This is a genomic window from Buttiauxella brennerae ATCC 51605 (genome assembly GCF_001654925.1).
GTDB lineage: Bacteria > Pseudomonadota > Gammaproteobacteria > Enterobacterales > Enterobacteriaceae > Buttiauxella > Buttiauxella brennerae.
Window position 1 is genome coordinate 304,849 of record NZ_LXER01000011.1, and the last position, 18,885, is coordinate 323,733.

Annotated in this window: 15 protein-coding genes; 4 read left to right on the forward strand and 11 right to left on the reverse strand. The window is 49.3% G+C overall.

Annotated elements, in window-relative coordinates; genetic code table 11:
* Positions 1-162: 162 nt before the first annotated feature.
* The 5 genes from M975_RS06685 to ydgH all read right to left on the reverse strand — a co-directional run bounded on the left by M975_RS06685 (position 163) and on the right by ydgH (position 6,775).
* On the reverse strand, positions 163-2,301 hold the full coding sequence (locus tag M975_RS06685) for an EAL domain-containing protein (protein ID WP_083967848.1): 2,139 nt from the start codon (positions 2,299-2,301) through the stop codon (positions 163-165).
* A 403-nt stretch (positions 2,302-2,704) separates the two neighbouring features.
* On the reverse strand, positions 2,705-3,433 hold the full coding sequence (gene rstA / locus M975_RS06690; RefSeq protein WP_064558066.1) for a two-component system response regulator RstA: 729 nt from the start codon (positions 3,431-3,433) through the stop codon (positions 2,705-2,707).
* Positions 3,434-3,508: 75 nt separating this feature from the next.
* Positions 3,509-4,234, reverse strand: coding sequence for a dihydromonapterin reductase (gene folM, locus M975_RS06695; protein WP_064558067.1), 726 nt, complete (start codon positions 4,232-4,234; stop codon positions 3,509-3,511).
* 29 nt (positions 4,235-4,263) lie between these two features.
* Positions 4,264-5,646, reverse strand: coding sequence for an amino acid permease (locus M975_RS06700; RefSeq protein ID WP_064558068.1), 1,383 nt, complete (start codon positions 5,644-5,646; stop codon positions 4,264-4,266).
* Between the two features lie 184 nt (positions 5,647-5,830).
* Positions 5,831-6,775, reverse strand: coding sequence for a DUF1471 family protein YdgH (ydgH, locus tag M975_RS06705; RefSeq protein ID WP_064558069.1), 945 nt, complete (start codon positions 6,773-6,775; stop codon positions 5,831-5,833).
* Positions 6,776-7,295: 520 nt separating this feature from the next.
* Between ydgH and pntA the strand changes: the two genes are divergently transcribed.
* From pntA to M975_RS06720, 3 genes are all read left to right on the forward strand, one after another.
* Positions 7,296-8,825 (forward strand): Re/Si-specific NAD(P)(+) transhydrogenase subunit alpha, encoded by a 1,530-nt coding sequence (pntA, locus tag M975_RS06710; protein ID WP_064558293.1) that lies wholly within the window; start codon positions 7,296-7,298, stop codon positions 8,823-8,825.
* Positions 8,826-8,835: 10 nt separating this feature from the next.
* The gene (pntB, locus tag M975_RS06715; protein ID WP_064558070.1) at positions 8,836-10,224 is read left to right on the forward strand and encodes a Re/Si-specific NAD(P)(+) transhydrogenase subunit beta; all 1,389 of its coding nucleotides are present in this window, start codon (positions 8,836-8,838) and stop codon (positions 10,222-10,224) included.
* A 304-nt stretch (positions 10,225-10,528) separates the two neighbouring features.
* Positions 10,529-10,678: a Hok/Gef family protein gene (locus M975_RS06720; protein WP_064558071.1), complete on the forward strand. Its 150-nt coding sequence runs from the start codon at positions 10,529-10,531 to the stop codon at positions 10,676-10,678.
* Positions 10,679-10,816: 138 nt separating this feature from the next.
* On the opposite strand, the gene uspE is transcribed toward M975_RS06720, so the two are convergent.
* From uspE to M975_RS06750, 6 genes are all read right to left on the reverse strand, one after another.
* Positions 10,817-11,767 (reverse strand): universal stress protein UspE, encoded by a 951-nt coding sequence (gene uspE, locus M975_RS06725; RefSeq protein WP_064558072.1) that lies wholly within the window; start codon positions 11,765-11,767, stop codon positions 10,817-10,819.
* A gap of 136 nt (positions 11,768-11,903) precedes the next feature.
* Positions 11,904-12,656, reverse strand: coding sequence for a fumarate/nitrate reduction transcriptional regulator Fnr (gene fnr, locus M975_RS06730; RefSeq protein WP_064558073.1), 753 nt, complete (start codon positions 12,654-12,656; stop codon positions 11,904-11,906).
* A 196-nt stretch (positions 12,657-12,852) separates the two neighbouring features.
* Entirely contained in the window at positions 12,853-13,368 is a 516-nt protein-coding gene (gene ogt, locus M975_RS06735; RefSeq protein ID WP_064558074.1) for a methylated-DNA--[protein]-cysteine S-methyltransferase, read from the reverse strand.
* A 12-nt stretch (positions 13,369-13,380) separates the two neighbouring features.
* Positions 13,381-14,907: a p-aminobenzoyl-glutamate transporter gene (gene abgT / locus M975_RS06740; RefSeq protein WP_064558075.1), complete on the reverse strand. Its 1,527-nt coding sequence runs from the start codon at positions 14,905-14,907 to the stop codon at positions 13,381-13,383.
* Between the two features lie 97 nt (positions 14,908-15,004).
* Entirely contained in the window at positions 15,005-16,450 is a 1,446-nt protein-coding gene (locus M975_RS06745; protein ID WP_064558076.1) for a M20 family metallopeptidase, read from the reverse strand.
* Positions 16,450-17,760 carry a M20 family metallo-hydrolase gene (locus M975_RS06750; protein WP_064558077.1) on the reverse strand — a complete coding sequence of 437 codons (1,311 nt, stop codon included), beginning with the start codon at positions 17,758-17,760 and terminating at the stop codon, positions 16,450-16,452. Before M975_RS06750 ends, M975_RS06745 begins: the two co-directional genes overlap by 1 nt.
* A gap of 165 nt (positions 17,761-17,925) precedes the next feature.
* On the opposite strand from M975_RS06750, the gene M975_RS06755 reads away from it, so the two are divergent.
* On the forward strand, positions 17,926-18,822 hold the full coding sequence (locus M975_RS06755) for a LysR family transcriptional regulator (RefSeq protein ID WP_064558079.1): 897 nt from the start codon (positions 17,926-17,928) through the stop codon (positions 18,820-18,822).
* Positions 18,823-18,885 lie beyond the last annotated feature (63 nt).

Genomic DNA, 18,885 nt, shown 5'->3' on the forward strand with positions numbered 1-18,885 from the left:
CAACGGATTGAGCGTTGCCTTCTGATACGCAGAAGCGCTATGCAGATATGAGTGATTTCATCATGAAAATTTCACACCCCATCTGGCTGGCTATGTAAGCAGGGTTTGCCCCTGCTGACAATATCTGGCGTGCATAAGTGCGGTGATTGAGGGGAAAAGCAGCTAAGCGATAGCTTCAACCTCTCGAGGGATATGCCTTTCCGGCATCGCCTGTTTCTGTTGTTCGTTCAGGAGTTCGCAGGCCGTGGTTCCCGGAAGAGGGCGGTAGAACAGGAAGCCCTGGCAGAGTTCAATCCCTGCCTTTTGTACCAGTTCTAACTCTTGCTCGGTTTCAACGCCTTCAATGAGAATTTCACATTGAATGACCATGCATAATTTAACGGCCTGTAGCAGGAAGTTAAACCCATCAGGTTTGGATAAACCCAGCACCATCGATCTGTCGAGCTTGATCTTATCCAGCGGGTAGCGGGTCAGATAGTGGAGTGTTGAGTAACCTGAGCCAAAATCATCAAGGGCGATTTTGATCCCGAGACTACGTAGTTTCCCCATCACTTCTGCAACACGTACAGGCTCTTGAACCTTTTGGGATTCAGTAATTTCAAACTCAAGATTCCAGCCAGCAGGCAATGGTTTGGCGAGAACTGTGTTCACAATATGCAGAAGTCGATAGTCGACCAATGTCTGTGGGGAGATATTGATCGACAGCGTCATGCTCTCTGTCTCAGACATATTCTCTCGTACGTAATCCAGCGCGTTTTCCATCACCCAGAAATCGACCTCCGGCATCAGGCCGGTACGCTCATAGTATTTCAGGAAAGTAGGGGGCGTTATCTTTCCACTGTCACTTTGATGGCGGATAAGCACCTCAAGAGCGACAATTTTTTTGTCAGATAAGCGCAACTGAGGCTGGAAGTAGAGAATGAACTGCCCGCTGGATTGCAGCTTTTCAATTTGTCGCTGAGCTTCGATGTAGCTGTTTTCTTCAACAATATGGCTGTAATTTGGCACCATCTCAAAATCAGTCGGCTGAATGATTTTCATCTCACCGGTCAGTAAGTCCATATCGTTATTTACAGCGCTTTTTTGCTTTAATGTACTTTTGACAAACGGGTAATAAATGACCACACCCAAAGCGACAAGCGCAAGATATAACAGTACGGCGGCACTGGATTCACCGCTAGCTAACCACACCTTGAGAGGTCCTGGTGTTGACCAACTGACGATTGCAGTTATCCGTGGAATGAAACTAAAGTAAGTCGCACCGTATGCCACGATGTAAGAGACAAGCGGGGTCAGGACGAACGGAATAATCATGACCGGATTGAGAACAATCGGGAAACCAAATATCAGCGGTTCGTTGATGTTAAACAAAGCCATAGGCCCGGCGATGGTCAACAGACGGCGGTGTGGGCTGTTTTTCTGCATTAAAATACAGATCACCAAACTCAGTGTATTTCCTGTACCACCGGAGTTACACCACATGTCATAGAACACCGGGCTGAGAATGTTGAGTGCCCCGCGCCCTGAATACCAATCATTAATATTTAATTTCGCGGCAGCCGTAAAGGCAACATCAATGTCCATAAATAGATAATAGCCGTGCAGGCCAAAGAACCATGGAACACTGCGCAACAGGACGTATGAAATACCATTTAGAAAGTTAGTAGGGTAGAAATAAAGAGACAGTTGGCTGAAAAAATTCATTGCATGGTGCAAGCCAGATTCAGCTGCTAATTTTATAATGCTACTGAATAGGGCAATGATCATCAATGTGGCAAAAAAAGAAACAATTGTAACGTTATTGTTGTCTTTCCATTTGCGAATTTTTAACAGTTTCTTGCTGACTATTTCCTGTAATACATTACCAATTATCCCAGAGGCCAAAGCCATAGGGATGCTGATATCGAGGAAAAATTGTGCGTTATCATCCATTATTCGCCGGAATATCATCAAGGTACTGATGCTTAACGCAATACAGTATATTTGTGACAAGCGGTTTCTGACGGCCCAATGAACCGCAACATAGATATTCATAACCAGCGGAGCGAGCGCTAAAAAACCAATCTGCAACTGTATGAACCATTGTGCCGCATGGTTAAAACCCGCAGTTTCACAAAGAACTGATGCGGTGATCACCAAACCACGGACAATCGATAAGGGAACTATAGCCATAGTGCTGGCAATGATTGCATGGGCATAACGATTGTTTAATAACTTTACCTGACTGTTATTTAAACGATGCAAAAGATTGTTTTGTAGCCACACTTTTATCACAAAATTACCTGAAGCTATTACGCTCATAATGGTTTTTTTAAACAGATAACTGAATTATCAAAGCGAGTTATCCGGTGTTAACGGCAGAGTAAAATTATCTATTTTTCTACATTTATGGGTTTTATTTCCCACGAATTAGGCCGAAGTGTTATTTTGTTAATTCAGGTAAGTAACAAAGCGAATACAATATGATAATAAAAATAGTGGTTTTCGAAATATTCACCTGGTTTTCTGGAGAAACCAAAATACAGAAAGAAATCTATCATAATAGTTGCACACACTTCTATACATAAGTGTACAGAATTAAAACTAGTGCAAGAAGCAGGCGAAATATATCAGGAGAGCTTTCGAGTGAAGGTTATTTAATTCGAATAACCGCTCGCAAAACGAACGGTTATTTATAACGTCAAGTAAGTTTAATACCCAGTATCTAAACTTCACTCTCCCAGGCATGGGGCGCGAATAAGTAGCCTTTATTACGGACGGTTTTGATACGAAACGGTTCGGTTGCGCTATCGTAAAGTTTCTTTCTCAGGCGCGAAATAGCGACGTCGACGCTGCGATCCATGCCATCATAGGTCACGCCACGCAAGTTCTTTAACAACGCATCACGGTCCATGATTTGCCCGGCGTGGGTGGCCAGCTCCCAAAGCAAATCGAAGTCAGCGGTAGAGAGCGTGATGTTTTCTGCACCCAGAGTAACCTGGCGGTTTACCGGGTCAATGCACAGCGTGCCAAAGCGCATGGCTTTGTGTGGCTTAAGCGCGTTAGGGGTGCTTTCAACGGTCTGTTGTGCCGAAACGCGTTGGCGTAAATGAAGTCGCAAACGTGCCAGCAGAACGGCAGGTGGGGTAGTTTTAAGAATATAATCGTTAGCGCCCATTTCCAGAGACAGAATATGGTTCATATCACTGTCCAGAGATGTCAGCAGTACAATTGGGCCATCCCATTGGGGACGCAAATCGCGGCACAGCGTCATGCCATCTTTGCCCGGTAGCATCACATCCAATAGTACGAGGTCAGGCTGTTGTTGCTGAATAGTCGCTTCGGCGAGATCGCCACGGCTTTCGACGATAACGTCAATGTCATGTTTGCCGAGGTAAGCGGCAATTAACGATCCTACTTCTGGGTCGTCTTCTACGTATACGATTTTATTCATGGCCCGGCACATCAGCTTAAAAGGAAAACATACACTGCTAACGAAGGTTAAACCATAAATCACGGGTAAACAGATCTATCGAAGCGGGCGACCACCATCGACAGAATGCGTGCGACCTGTGACATATTGGCTATTGAGCAGGTAATCGACCAGCCCAATAATTTCTTGTTCGCCAGGGGCGACTTTCATTAGCGACTTATTTAATGCCTCTTTACGGTACTGCGCATCGTCATGCTCATTAAACATAATCATCGCAGGCGCAATCGCATTCACTTTCACTTCCGGCGCAAGTTTGCGGGCAAATGAGCGAGTCATATTATCCAGCGCCGCTTTACTGGCGGCATAGGCAATATGCTTATCGCTTCCGCGCTCAACGACGTAATCGGTGAAGTGAATAATATCGGAACTGGCATGCCCGTGGCCGCGCAGCAAAGGTTCAAAGTAGTGGTTGAGCAAGTAGGGCGTATTGACATGAATTTGCAGCATCAAAGCCAGCGTATCAGCAGGTGACACCTCGGTAGACTCGGAAAGCCAGGCGCTGGCGTTGTGCAGAACCGCGCGCAGACCATTGCAATGCTCTTTTACTTGCAGTGCAAATTGCTCGATACCTGCATTAGTGGAAAAGTCCCCGAACAGGCAAATCGCGCCTGCCTGTTCAAGTTCAGCTATCGCCGGGTAACGCGTGCGATAACTGATGATAATGGGGTGCTGTTGGGCCAGAAAGTGTCGTGCCAGCGCCAGTCCAATTCGTTTACCGGCACCGGTAATCAAAATTGGGCGTACAGGGGATGTTAGCTCCATCGACGACTCCTTTTATCTGACCCATTAATTTATTTCACCAGCATCCATGTAGCCGGGAATGCTGCCACCAGCATCAGAAAGATAACGGCTTTCTCGCGTAATTTCAGCTTAATGTCATGGATATGCGTGCTGCGTGTGTACATAAAGACTAATAAACCCGGCGCATACAATACCACCGAAAGCAGCAAATGCATGGGGCCTGATGCATAAAGCAACCACAAGCCATAAATACATGCGCCCAGACCAATTGCCTTATGCAGTGGACGGGTGGAGATTTTCAGTAAATAGGCGCCCACCAGGAAGTAAGGCACCAGAATCATTTCTGATGCGATGGTCAACAGTGTGTTGTAGTCCGACCCGGTCAGCCAAATCAATACCAGGCAAACCTGAACGCTGATATTGGTCAGCCAGAGTGAGGCCGAAGGAGCATTGTTTTTGTTCTGGCGAGCAAAAATTTTCGGGAAGGCTTTATGCGTTGCGGCAAGGAAAGGCACTTCTGCAGCCATAATCGTCCAGCTCAGATACGCACCACACACTGAGACAATCAGCCCGGCGGCGATAATCACTTCACCCCACGGCCCCATCATTTCGACCATCAAACCTGCCATGGACGGGTTACGTATTCCGGCCAGTTCCGGGCGCGCAATCACGCCCAATGACAACAGCGTGACCAGCAGATAAACGCCTAATGCCGCAATAACCGCCAGCAGTGTTGCACGGCCGACATCATTTTTATTGCGTGCGCGAGCCGAAACTACCACCGCTCCTTCAACACCAATAAATACCCACAGGGTAATCAGCATGGTGTTTTTGACCTGTTCCCAAACCGGAACACCTAGCGCAATACCGCTAAAATCGAGAGTAAAAGTAGACAGTTTAAAAGCCATGGCGGCCAGTATTATAAACAGACCGAGTGGCAGTAACTTCGCCAGCGTGGCAACCAGGTTAATGCTGGCTGCGGTTTGCACGCCTCGCAGCACCAGGAAATGCACCATCCATAGCAGCACAGAAGCGCCGACAATCGACTGCCAGGTATTTCCGTCACCAAACAGACGCAGTTCCGGAGTGTCGGTGAAGAAACTCAGTGCGGAGAAAACGATAACCAAATAAGAGACGTTGGCGATGACCGCACAGAGCCAATAACCCCATGCTGAAAAGAACCCAATAAGTTCGCCAAAACCTTCGCGAGCGTAGGTGAAAATGCCGCCATCCAGATCCGGGCGTATGCGGGTTAGCACGACCATTGCGAGTGCCAGTAATAAAATACCTACGCCCGTAATCGCCCAACCAATCAGCAATGCTGCAGGACTCGCGACACTCGCCATGTTTTGCGGCAGGCTAAATACACCCGCACCGAGCATCGAGCTCAATACCAATGCAGTTAATGCGGCGAGGCCAAGCTTCTTTTCCATAGCAGTCCCGTAGATTTCAAATAAGACCCAGCATAATTATTATGCTTTTATGCATAAAAATGGTGGGTAACACTAAGGCGCGGAATTTTACGGAGTGTGGGCGCTGCTTGCAATGGCGTGAGCCATAAAATGCTCTGTGAAATGCAAAAAGGGCAGCATAGCTGCCCTTTTATTGATTCAGGACTTACTTATAGAGGTCAGCACTGACCGTCAGGTTGCCACCACGTTCATCCCATTGGCGGGTGATGTGGTAATACTTGGCACCTTTCTTAGCAGCACGCTTAGCGACCTGGTAAGAGACCTCTGTGCTGCTGCTGTAGTGGCCAGTGAACTTCACGCTATCAAAGGGAACCATCTGCGCAGCAGTCGTTTTGTTCAACTCCTGAATCTTGGTTCCATCTGGCAGGGTGACAGTGTAACGGCCACCTTGAGTGGTTTGTGTTTCAAAGAAACGGCCCACATCAGAACTTGGTGTACTGGAACTTGCAACGCCTGGGATCTCAACTTTTGCCGCTGCAGCACCACCGGCAGCCAGAGCTGCTTTACCAGCCTCAGAATCTGCAGGAATCACATCAGGGCTTTGAACCACACGCTTCTTAGCATCTTTTTTATAGATGAATGCTGTGATGCGCTGGTTGCCACCCGAGTTCGCGTCAATCTGGCGCACGATATAGAACGAATCCGCACCTTTTTCTTTAGCTACGCGGGTGATTGCCGAGTTAACTTCAGGTTGGCTGCGATAAAAACCCTGGATAGTCACAGTATCGAATGGCTCAAGGAGATATGCTTGATCTTTTGGTAACTCCACCACGCCATTGATAACGCGATTAGAGACTTCCTCAGCCTTCGGTGCATCAGCATGATACACATCTGCAACTACACGCCAGTTGCCGCTGCTGCCAGTGTCATGAGTGTCCAGAACATAGAAAGAGGCAGCACCAATTTTATCCGCGCGTTTAGACACGGCATTAACCGCTTCACCAATCGAGTTAAAACGGCCAGTGATGTTAATGCGATCAAAAGGTTTAAGAGCAGCAGCTTGGTCTGGAGTCAGTTCCGTTGCTGCCTGAGCTGACAGCGTTGTTAGGGTAAACAGTGCTGACGCCAGAAGGGTGTTCTTGAGCTTCATAAAAATAATCCTTCGCCTTGCGCAAAATGAATACAAATACCGCATTCTCTGAGGGTTACCTGTTAGCCGCAGATTATGCATTGAATCACTGCGACTGTCTGCGGCATTTTTCACTCAGCAATCGCTGAGTGCAGATATTTTTCATCACTAAAATTTATATTTTAACAAAACAGTGCTTTGACCAGTAAAAGTGATAAAGCATACAACTTAATTAGTTAATGTAATGTTAAATCTGCCATTTGCAGTGGCTCAGAATCGTGAATTGCCGGGCCAATGAAGCGTATTATCAGGTATCGTGGGTGAAAGTCAGTCAAAAAGAGCTGTCTGAAGCTCCTAACGCTAAACTTTTACGATAATGATACAAATACTGAGATCCTGATCTAGATCACAGGCGTTATTTTCAGTAGGTTATAAAAAGTTTGTTACAGATGTATTTTTCATAGAACAGGTAACGGAACTGACGATTGCCATGGCAATGTCTGACAAACCATCAACAAAAAAACAGATGGAAGGGAATACTATGCGTATTGGGGTACCAAAAGAGCGGTGGGCGGGTGAATCCCGTGTTGCAGCCACGCCAAAAACAGTGGAGCAATTGCTGAAACTGGGTTTCACCGTCACAGTCGAAAGCGGTGCGGGCAAACTGGCAAGCTTTGATGACGAGGCGTTTATACAGGTTGGCGCAACTATTTCAGATACCGCTGACGTCTGGCAGTCTGACATCGTACTGAAAGTGAATGCACCGCAGGACAGCGAAATCGAGCTGCTGCGTGAAGGTTCTACGCTTGTGAGCTTTATCTGGCCTGCTCAGAACCCTGAGTTGCTTGAAAAGCTGGCAGCTAAAAAAGTCACTGTGATGGCGATGGACTCTGTGCCACGTATTTCACGTGCGCAGTCACTCGATGCTTTGAGCTCAATGGCGAACATTGCGGGTTACCGCGCAATTGTTGAAGCTGCTCATGAATTTGGGCGTTTCTTTACCGGGCAAATTACGGCTGCGGGCAAAGTCCCTCCGGCTAAAGTGATGGTTATCGGTGCGGGTGTTGCAGGTCTTGCGGCGATTGGTGCGGCAAACAGCCTGGGTGCGATTGTACGTGCATTCGACACTCGTCCTGAAGTTAAAGAACAAGTCCAGAGTATGGGCGCTGAGTTCCTTGAACTGGACTTTAAAGAAGAAGCAGGCAGCGGCGATGGCTATGCCAAAGTGATGTCTGAGGCCTTTATTAAAGCGGAAATGGAGCTGTTTGCAGCCCAGGCCAAAGAAGTCGACATCATCGTCACAACGGCGCTCATTCCGGGTAAACCAGCACCGAAACTGATTACCCGTGAAATGGTTGATTCCATGCAAGCGGGCAGTGTGATTGTCGATTTGGCCGCGCAAAATGGCGGTAACTGTGAATACACCGTTGCCGATCAGGTAACAGTGACGCCAAACGGTGTGAAAGTGATTGGCTATACCGATTTGCCAGGCCGACTGCCTACGCAGTCGTCCCAGCTTTACGGCACCAACTTGGTCAACTTGCTGAAACTGCTCTGCAAAGAGAAAGATGGCAATACCGTGGTTGATTTTGAAGATGTGGTTGTTCGTGGCGTAACGGTTATTCGCGATGGCGAAGTGACCTGGCCTGCACCACCTATTCAAGTTTCTGCTCAACCGCAGGCTGCTGCCAAGAAAGCGGCTATCCCTGTCGAAGAGAAAAAACCGGTTTCACCATGGCGCAAATATGCGTTTATGGCGCTGGCGATCATTCTGTTTGGTTGGCTTGCTGATGTTGCTCCTAAAGAGTTCCTCGGCCATTTCACCGTGTTCGCGCTGTCATGTGTCGTCGGTTACTACGTCGTGTGGAATGTTTCCCACGCGCTGCATACGCCACTGATGTCGGTCACGAATGCCATTTCAGGGATTATCGTGGTCGGTGCATTACTGCAAATTGGTCATGGTGGCTGGGTTAGTTTCCTGAGCTTTATTGCTGTACTGATCGCCAGTATCAATATTTTTGGTGGTTTCACCGTCACTCAGCGCATGCTGAAAATGTTCCGGAAGAACTAAGGGGTAACACATGTCTGGTGGATTAGTTACAGCAGCATACATTGTTGCCGCTATTCTGTTTATTTTCAGCCTGGCGGGGTTGTCAAAACACGAAACATCCAAGCAAGGTAACTTGTTTGGTATGGCTGGTATGGGTATCGCACTGGTTGCGACTATCTTCGGGCCAGAAACGGGCAACGTCGTCTGGATTATCGTGGCGATGGTGATTGGTGGTGCCATCGGTATTCACCTTGCGAAGAAAGTCGAAATGACTGAGATGCCGGAGCTGGTGGCGATTTTGCACAGCTTCGTGGGTCTGGCAGCGGTTCTGGTTGGCTTCAATAGCTATCTGGACCATGCCCCTGGCCTCGAGCCGGTCATGGAAAACATCCATTTAACGGAAGTATTTCTCGGTATCTTCATCGGTGCGGTGACCTTCACAGGCTCCATTGTGGCGTTTGGCAAACTGCGCGGTAAGATTTCTTCTAAACCGTTAATGCTGCCAAATCGTCATAAGCTGAACCTGGCGGCACTGGTTGTTTCGTTTGCGATGCTTATCATCTTCGTACGTACCGAAAGCGTTGGCGTGCAGGTACTGGCACTGCTGGTGATGACGATTATCGCACTGGTTGTTGGCTGGCATTTGGTGGCGTCTATCGGCGGCGCAGATATGCCAGTTGTGGTGTCCATGCTGAACTCCTACTCCGGTTGGGCAGCGGCAGCGGCGGGCTTCATGCTCAGCAACGACTTGCTTATTGTAACCGGTGCGCTGGTGGGTTCTTCTGGTGCCATTCTGTCTTACATCATGTGTAAGGCGATGAACCGCTCCTTTATTAGCGTCATTGCAGGCGGCTTCGGCACCGATGGTTCTTCTACTGGTGAAGACGATGAAGTGGGTGAGCACCGTGAAATCACGGCTGAAGATACAGCGGATATGTTGAAAAACTCCACGTCTGTGATCATCACTCCGGGGTACGGTATGGCTGTTGCGCAGGCGCAATATCCGGTGGCTGAAATTACCGAAAAACTGCGCGCACGTGGCATCAAAGTTCGCTTTGGTATTCACCCGGTTGCCGGTCGTTTACCAGGCCACATGAACGTTCTGTTGGCGGAAGCGCGTGTACCATACGACGTGGTTCTGGAAATGGATGAAATCAACGATGATTTCACCGATACAGACACCGTTCTGGTTATCGGCGCAAACGACACCGTTAACCCGGCAGCGCTTGAAGATCCACGCAGCCCAATCGCGGGTATGCCAGTGCTGGAAGTTTGGAAAGCGCAGAACGTTATTGTGTTCAAACGCTCGATGAACACCGGTTACGCTGGTGTACAAAACCCGCTGTTCTTTAAAGAGAACACCCAAATGCTGTTTGGCGATGCCAAAGCCAGCGTTGAAGCGATTCTTAAAGCGCTCTAGTTGAGAAATTAGTGCGAGATGCTTCCCAAAACCGCCTTTCGGGGCGGTTTTTTTACGCCTGTCTATAACTGAAATGAATGCAATATTACATTTAACTATTTGAATCTATGGAAAAATAATGTAGGAGAGGGATGGTGCAAAGAGTAAAATATAACCGGGTGCTGAAGCTGTAGGCTTCAATCACCAACGGTGAGAAGCAGACAGAAAAAAGCCCCGAGTTAGTTAAACCAACCCGAGGCCCTCTCATGCATAGACACCATGATAGTAGCCTCTTAATTTCGTGTTTGCAACGCAGGAGGCGAAGATGTCATCAAAGAACAGGCTGTATGCAGTGATAGTTATCTGTTTGACAATTCTCATGATTATTTTTCTGGTGAAGGATTCACTGTGTGAATTTCACTACCGGAAAGGAGGCATTGAGATGGCGGCATCTTTAGCTTGTCACAAGTCGTAAAAGCGAAGTTCAGGAGGAGAGTAGCGGGGGAATTTCCCCTCGCTACAACTGATGTCAGGCATGAGGTTCAGCACTCCACCAAACAAAAAGCCCGTTCATTAACCTGAACGGGCTTTTCTTTACTGACTGAGCGGCAAATCAATCGTCATCTTCGTCATCCATTTCTACTGGCGTTTGATAATCATCAGGCTTGATGACCAGCAAATCGCAACGTAAATGGTCGATAACTTGTTCGGCCGTGTTGCCAAGGAAAGCCGCAGAAAGCCCGGTGCGGCCAACAGTTCCGAGCACCACAATACCTGCCTGTAAATGCTCGGCGAGATCGGGAATGACTTCTTCCGGCAACCCTTTCTCAACGTGAGTCATTTTCTCATCGATACCAAATTTCTGGCGCAATGCTTTCATGGCAACTAAATGCTGCCCACGAATGGCATCGTTATAAACGCTCGGGTCAAAATCAGGGAGTTCGATGGCGATGTTAATCGGGGTAATCGGGTAGGCGCCGACCAGATGGACTTCGGTGTGGTTTACATCTTCGGCTAAACGAATGGTCTCTTTCACTAACTTTTCATTCAATGCGTTATGGTACTGCTCTTCACTGGCAAGGTTTACCGCAACAACCGCTCGGCCACCTTCTGGCCATGGTTTTTCATTAACCATCCAGACCGGGCTTGGGCATTTACGCAGCAGATGCCAGTCGGTTGGAGTGAAAATAACTGCTTCCAGTTTATCGTGCTGATGCGTCATTTTAAGCACCAGGTCGTGTCCACCGCTAATCACTTCCTGGATAATCGCCTCGAAAGGACGATTATGCCACACCACTTTAATTTCAATGGGGATGCCCGAGTCGATGTAGTACTGGGCTTGTTCTTTAATCCAGGCTGCACGTTGGCTAATCACGCCTTTGCGCATAGCGGTACGTTCATCTGGTGACAGAAGGGTGGTCATTTCGTAGGAAAAATCATAGATAGGCAGAAACGCTTTAATCCTGCCACCAATCCGTTGATGCAAATAAACAGCACGCCGCAGGGCGGGTTGATCATCCTGATTAGGATCTATCGCGACTAGCATGTTTTGATACTTTGCCATACAGGTCTCCTTACAACTGCTTAACCACAGTCTGTTTAGTAAGGTTAACTCATATGTGCTGATTGAAACAGGTGATAAGTCTATGTCGGATCAATAAATCAGGAAAATTTAATGATCCGACCCAGGACAGGAGATACTAAGCAACGTTACGCGATTGGCCAGCGAGTTGTGCAAGAATATCGATATTTTCGATGGTAATGTACTTACCTTTAACCGCCAGCATACCGCTCTTCTGGAAACGGCCCAGCAAGCGACTGATAGTTTCAACAGTCAGACCCAGATAGTTACCGATATCACCACGAGTCATGGTCAAACGGAACTCACGCGGAGAGAAACCGCGCTGGGCAAAGCGACGTGAAAGATTATAGATAAACGCAGCCAGGCGCTCTTCTGCATTCTTTTTAGAAAGCAGCAGAATCATATCCTGATCGCCTTTGATTTCGCCGCTCATTAAACGCATCATCTGTTGGCGCAGGTTTGGCATTTTACCGGACAAATCATCAAGCGTTTCAAACGGGATTTCGCAAACCATTGATGTTTCGAGCGCTTGCGCGAAACTTGGGTGCATCCCGGTGCCGATAGCGTCAAAGCCAACCAAATCACCTGCCAGATGGAAACCGGTAATTTGCTCGTCACCTTGTTCGGTGATGGTATAGCTTTTGATGGTCCCTGAACGAATAGCGTACAGCGACTTCAGCTCATCACCTGCTTTAAACAGGGTCTGCCCCTTCTGGATAGGCTTTTTACGCTCAATAATATTATCAAGCTGATCAAGCTCATGCTCGTTGAGCGTGAAGGGGATGCATAACTGGCTGATGCTGCAATCCTGGCAATGGATAGCACAACCGCCAGACTGAATGCGTCGAATAATTCGCTTTTCAGGGATCATAGATATGCTCGGCGTTATTGATATTGGTCAATTTTAACATCTTTTTCTTGAGCACGTAAGTATGATGAAAGCGCATTCAGAATATACATGCCAATAAGAGCGGCTTTTTCGAGCTATCCTATTGAAAATCATGGAGCTGTATATTAATGAGCATTATTCCTTTAGGAATAAAGCACAAAGCTCTGCACATCACGGCCTAGAGAAGTAAATATCCTTCATGGCGTAGCAGCCATTCTTTCCGGCCAACGCCTCCAGCATATCCCGTCATCGTCCCGTTGCGTCCAATCACGCGGTGGCATGGCACCACCACGCTAACCGGGTTTGAACCGTTTGCCGCGCCAACCGCGCGAGCAGCGCCGGGTCTGCCAAGTTGGTCTGCTAATTGCCCGTAATGCATAACCTGCCCACAAGGGATCGTCCGCAGTGTTTGCCACACTTCTCGTTGGAATGCCGTTCCCGCGGTAGCGGTCGGCAGCGTTTCAATCACAGCCAGGTCACCCTCGAAATAGTCGTGAAGCTTGCCACTTAGCCCATCTGGATTGGCACTGGCCACGCGCTGGTAGCCGCTGACACCATAATGAACACCGAGCAATTGCACCATTCTGTCGCTATGTTCTTCCCACTCCACAGCGCGCAGGTGATATTGCTCATCGCAAATTATCCATAATGGCCCTAAAGGCGTAACGATTTTGTCTTCCAGCAGTGTCAGCATGATGCGCTCCAGTTAATTGAGATGCGGGTAAATTCCCGGCCCAATAGGCAAGCCGACAAGATACCACGCAACCAGTAAAAGCAACCAGACCACCAAAAAGATCAGCGGGTAAGGCAATATCAAAGAGTAATAGGTGCCTAATTTGGCATCCGGTTTATAGCGCTGTAAAAAGCCGAGGAATAGCGGGATAAACGGTGAAACAGGGGCCAGTGGAATGACCGATGAATCCGCCACGCGGAACAGAATTTGTGCGAAAGCAGGGTGGAAACCCAGCATCATAAACATCGGTACAAATATCGGTGCCAGAATCGACCAGATGGCCGAGCCGCTGGCGATAAACATGCACAGGAACGAAGACAGCAGAGCAAGGCCGAGGAACGCCGGGATCCCATTCAGCCCTGATCCTTCCAGCATATCGGTCAGGCCGACTGCCATGAATTTGCCCATGTTGCTCCAGTTGAACATCGCCACGAACTGCGCCAACGGGAACACCATCACGATAAAACCGGCCATCTCTTTCATCGGTTCAATCATTAACTGCGGTAAATCAGCCTGGCGGCGAATCTTTTTCGTCGCAATGCCGTAGGCCAGCGAAACAACAAAGAAGAACATGATGATCAGCGGCACTATCCCACTGATAAACGGTGAAGGAATAATGGTGTGTTTAACCGGGTCGCGCAGCAGGCCATTTTCTGGCACCAGCAGCACGGCAACCACGGCGATAAACAACAGCGCCACAATACCCGTTACGCGCAAGCCAAAGCGCTGTTCATCATCGAGCTGCTGAAGTTTCTCTTTATTCTCACCTTTCCAGGTTCCCAGGCGCGGCTCGACTATTTTATCGGTAATCAGCCCGCCGACAATCGACAGCACGAACACGGACGTCGCCATAAAGTACCAGTTATCAATCACGCTAACGTGCATCAGCGGATCGATAGTGTGGGCAGCTTCGGTGCTGATCCCTGAAAGCAGCACATCGGTGGTCACAATTAATAAATTAGCCGTAAACCCACAACCGACACCGGCGATGGCCGCCAGTAAACCAGCGATTGGGTGGCGACCCACGGCAAGAAATATCAGCGCCCCCATCGGTGGCATAATGACCAATGCCGCATCGGACGAAATATGGCTAAAGAAGGCGATAAATAACACCATATAACTGGCATAACGTACGCTCACGTGTGACGCCATCTTTACCATCAAACTTGGCAACAGGCCGACGCGCTCGGCAAGACCCGCGCCCAGCACCAGTGCCAGAATTGCCCCTAATGGCGCAAAGCCGCTGAAGTTTTTAATCACATTAGGCAAAAACCAATGCACGCCTTCGGCACTCAGCAGGTTATTAACCTGCACCAGGCTCCCATCCGCCGGGTTACGAACGCTGACATTCAACGCAGAAAGTACCGCAGTACTCACTGATAAAATGACAATCAAATAGACGAACAGCAAAAAAGGATGGGGCACTTTATTGCCAATTTTTTCGACAAGGCCGTACAACTTGCCAGAGCCGGAAGGAGTGGGTAATGAAGAAAGACTCATAGACGGGCCTCTATCAATTGCGATGTTATGTTGTGTAGTAAGGCGGAGGACGCAGCGCCAATCCGCCTTACAAAAACCATTAATGTATGGTTATTAATTATTTTAAAGGTGACGGCGTCACGCCTGCTGGGATCGGACACTGGTATGGGCGTTCAGCAAGTTGTGCGTGCAACTCGCTTTGGCAGGCTTCCAGTGTCTGAGGTTGTGTAAACAGTTGCAGTGCCGTCGCCGCCATCACTTTGCCCGCATGTAGCATTCCTTTATGCGCGATAGACGTGCGACCCTGGCTCACCAGTTGCCAGGTATGGAGCGGAGTCCCAACCGTAAAGCATGGGCTAAAGCATTGTGCCACCGGGACTTTCCAGCTGACATCGCCAACATCGGTGGAACCCGGCAGGATCTTGTCGTTTGCAGCATAAGGCGCAATTTCATCTATCAGCAACGTTTCGCGATGGCGACGAGCAAATGCTTTACCTTCTTCATTTGAGGTATTTGCGATGTTATTTAAGCTATTTTGCAGGTCGTTTTCGGTAAGCGTCGCACGAATTTTTTTCGCAAATGCCAGCTCTTCTTCATTCCATTCAGGCAAGCCAAGTGCCTGTAAAGCCTGATACATCACGGCTTCCAGGTTGCGGTTAGGTAGATAATTGGAGCAGGCTTTATCAAAACGCACATTTACTGTGGTTTCGGTCATCAGCGCCGCACCTTCAGCAATCTTATTGATGCGCTCAAAAATATGCTGTGCCTGCGCCATTTCCGGTGCGCGAATCAAATACAGCACTTCGGCCTGCGCCTGCACCACGTTTGGCGAAATGCCACCGGCATTGGTTATCGCGTAATGCACACGCGCTTTTTCAATAATGTGCTCGTTGAGGAAGTTAGAGCCGGTAGTCATCAGTGTGACGGCATCCAGTGCGCTACGCCCCAAATGCGGTGAGTTTGCCGCGTGCGCTGCAATGCCATTGAAGCGATAAGCAACCTGAATATTGGCCAGCGAACTGGTGCTAAACATTCCGGCGTAAGCTTCCGGATGCCAGGTAATGGCGGCATCGACATCATCAAAAAGCCCTTCGCGCACCATAAATGTTTTACCGGAGCCACCTTCTTCGCCAGGGCAGCCATAAAAACGCACGGTTCCTTTAGCGCCAGATTGCTCAAGCCAGTTCTTCACCGCCACGGCACCGGCAAAAGCAGCCGAGCCAAGCAAATTGTGGCCGCAGCCATGGCCGTTTGCATCTTCAACCAGTGGATTAGGCGAATCTTCACCGGAGCATTGGCTTAAACCGGCCAGCGCGTCGTATTCCCCCAGCAGGGCGATGACCGGTAGACCCGAGCCGAAACTCGCTACAAACGCTGTTTTGATATTCCCGGCATTGCGCTCAACGCTAAAACCTTCCGCTTCTAACGCGCAGGCCAAACGTTCTGCAGACCAGTGCTCTTCAAAACGGGTTTCAGGGTGATCCCAGATATCATCGGCAATATCAGTAAACGTACCGCGTTTTGCTTCAATTACGTCATCAACAAACTGATAAATAGGATCCATTACACACCTCGCTGCCACGGGAAATTAAGGGCGAGGCGAGCCATCGTACAAACGGCAACTTCCATCACCTTCTCATTAAAATCAAACTTTTCGTTATGGTGCCCGGCGCTTAATTCGGTGCCGAAAACCATGTACGACGCTTTACCGCCTTGCTCCTGAACACGCGCCATCATGAGAGTGGCATCTTCGGAACCAGCAGCGCCTTTCACAGTATCGACAACTTGCGTTACACCATTCACGTCGAGCGCCTGCTGGTGGATAAATGCCACCCATTCTGGTGACGGCACACTATTGGTTGCCGCCCCCATCAAACGGACTTCGGCTTCGATGCCGTACATCGTCGCGACACCACGAATGATCTCTTGCGAACGTTCAAACACGTAGTCGTTGATAACGTTACTTTCACCACGCGTTTCCACTTTCAGCAGCGCGTTCGCGGGCACCACGTTACGGCCACTTCCCGCCTGTAAAACGCCAACGTTAACGCGTGAAGCTCCGGCGCTATGCGGTGCGATACTGTGCAGAGCCAACGCCGTTTGAGCCGCAGCGAGCAGGGCGTTGCGGCCTTCTTCCGGCTTGCCGCCTGCATGCGCGGCAACGCCAGTGAATTGCACATCAAACTTAGTGGTCGCCATAAAGTTATCGCTGCCGCAAACCACGGTGCCGCTCGGAATGCCGGTGCCGATATGAATTGCGGTAAAATAATCGACTCCGTCGAGTGCGCCCGCAGCAACCATGGCTCGTGCGCCGCGAGTACCTTCTTCCGCGGGCTGGAAAATCAGTTTGATGGTGCCGTTTAACTGGTCGGAAAACTGTTGCAGCACGGTGGCAAGTCCTAGCCCAATCGCCGTGTGCCCGTCGTGGCCGCAGGCGTGCATCATTCCGGCATTACAGGAGGCAAAGCCTTCGGCAAATGGGCGATGCGCAGGTTGCAGCATTTCGCCTAAATCCAGCGCGTCCATATCCACACGATAAGCCAGTGTCGGCCCAGGCCGGCCAGTGTCGAGGGTGGCGACAATCCCGGTAAAACCGCCAGAAAAATGCGCCAGCCATTGTGGTAACGCACCTTGTTCAATCGCACGTTGCTCTTCGCGAGCCAGCACTTCCGGGGAAGGCAACCCCATGCGCGCCGCTTCGTCCACCACGTCGCGGCCCAAAGCCAGCTGATAACCTAACTGGTGCAGCGTTTCGGCAACAATTGCCGCGGTGCGGAATTCCAGCCAGCCGGACTCGGCAAAATGGTGGAAATCACGACGCCAGTGCTGCATACGTGGGGCAAGCTCATGTACTGCTAATTCAATCTCTGACATAACTCATCCTGTTCTGTGATCAACTTCACGCCATGATAGTTTTTACTTATCACCCAGCGCTTTTTGTTAGTTTTCGCCGTAATGGGATTACCCTGGCACAAGAGATTGAATTACAGTAGATGCCAAAATCTTTCGGCTGATAGCTATTGGTTATCAGGAGGCAATGTGACCTTCCAGGTTAAGCTTCACCAGATTCGAGCTTTCGTCGCTGTGACGCAGAGTGGCAGCATTCGTGGGGCCAGCCGGGCGTTAAATCTTTCTCAGCCCGCGCTCACAAAATCAATCAAAGAATTAGAAGAAGGAATGTCGGCACGTTTGTTTATCCGGCGTAGCCAGGGCGTGGCGTTGACCGAATGTGGTGAAAGTTTTTACCAGCATGCCCGTTTGATTCTCGAAGAGTTGAGAGCCGCTCAGGAAGATATTTTGCAGCGCCAGGGGCAACTGGCCGGGCAAATCAACATTGGCCTGGGCGCCAGCGTTTCGCGCACGCTAATGCCGCGGGTTATCACCGCGTTTCACCAGAAACACCCGCAAGTTAAAATGCGCATCATGGAAGGGCAACTGGTGTCGATGATCAACTCATTGCGCCAGGGCGAGCTGGATTTCACCATCAATACCTATTATCAGGGGCCATACGATCAAGAATTTAGCTTTGAACGGCTGTTCGAAAAACCGTTTGCGGTCTTTGCTCGTGAGGGTCACCCGGCAATAAATGCCCGCTCGATAACCGAACTGTTGCACTATAACTGGACGCTGCCAACCCCACGCGGCAGCTATTACAAACAGCTGGAAGAACTCTTTCAAAAACGCTCGCAAATCCCAAACATCAGTGTGTTCTGCGAAACCTTTTCTGCCTGTATAAGCCTGGTCGCACAGAGTGATTTTCTGAGTATTTTGCCCGCCGAACTGGGTCAAGACCCCATTTTAGCGCACCGGTTAAAGCAAATTAATATCGTCGAAACGCTGCCCCAGGCCACTTACTATCTGATTCAACGGCGAGATGTGACGCAATCACCGCTGACCACGGCGCTAATCAATCAATTTCGGCGTGAATGTCGCTAACCCGGCATTGAGCCATGGCGAATCAGCATTTATAGTGACTTCAGAATTGAGCCTGGAGGATTG